The sequence below is a fragment of the Collinsella sp. AF15-51 genome (assembly GCF_003462845.1).
Taxonomy (GTDB): domain Bacteria; phylum Actinomycetota; class Coriobacteriia; order Coriobacteriales; family Coriobacteriaceae; genus Collinsella.
Window position 1 is genome coordinate 1 of the sequence record NZ_QRYG01000045.1, and the last position, 1110, is coordinate 1110.

Genomic DNA, 1110 nt, shown 5'->3' on the forward strand with positions numbered 1-1110 from the left:
ACCGGAGGGGCGCCGGGGGCGGGAATCGCGCACTCCATATTTTGTTCACAAATGAATAGGTCCCTCAGTCGCATCACTGAGGTTAAAACTGAAGCATTGGCTTCTGATATTGGCGATGACCAGCTGGTTTATAGGTGTTAAGGCATCGGTCATCTCTGGAGCGCCACTTTACTCCAAAAGCATCAGCTATTTGTTTCCCGTCGGTAAAAGGCAGGTTTTGTTCGCCAAGCGTTCTTATATATAGAGAAGTTCGGATTCGAACCCGTGGCGCGGCAACAAAAAAGCGACCAGCCGGAGCCGATCGCTTTCTATTCTATGCTGGATCATCCAGAGGGCGCTTCCGAACTCATTTTCTCGCTGCCATTCATGCTTTCGAAGCATCGTTCGACCTCCACAGCCTCATGTTTTGAGGATCTGCCGTGTTTATCACTGTTATTAATGAGTATGTGGAAGTGATCCTCATACAGATACGTGCGATCCGCCAGAGAACTGAGAAGCATCTCTCTGCAACCCTCGTTGCCTATCCTCGCATCTCTCAGGTCTTCCGGAAATTTACAAGCAGTCTTAGAGTCAATTTGTTTCCGTTTTCAGAGACTTGTTTGAGAGTTTTTAAAGACAGTTCAAAACAATAGGTGAAACACCATAAAGCAGAGCAAGATGTGCCGGATAGAAAATGTAGAAGAAATATTTGAGCTTCAGCCCTCGCTTACCATTATAAAGATTGATAAGCAGCAACGAAACGACCGCGGCAGCAACATCAGGATTAAGTACATTAGCTGTAGCAAACTCAAATCCGCCGCCAACTATATGGCATGACGAAAGGAGCACTGCACATACTGCAGCAAAGAACATCTTGGCCTTGCTGTCGTGGAATAAATAGAATGCGGCCACAAGCATAATGCCATACACACCGCCATCTAGTTTAGTGTATTCAGCTGCCAGTGCTGTCAAAACAATCAGAGCAGTTTCTGCGATGTATCTTTTCCGTTTTGAAAGACTTTGTATCTTTTCCAGAACAATCAAAAAGACCAAGGAAAGCAGGAGCTCACACATAACATTTGGCTCTGTTAGACCAAATTTGACACGATCGGCTGTTCGTCGAACCGGAAA

1 protein-coding gene is annotated in these 1110 nt (G+C 45.8%); it reads right to left on the bottom strand.

Going from position 1 to position 1110, the window contains the following annotated elements; all coding sequences use genetic code 11:
* Positions 1-609: 609 nt before the first annotated feature.
* A partial coding sequence (locus DWW51_RS10155) for a TraX family protein (RefSeq protein WP_231501647.1) occupies positions 610-1110 on the bottom strand: 501 nt, incomplete at its 5' end.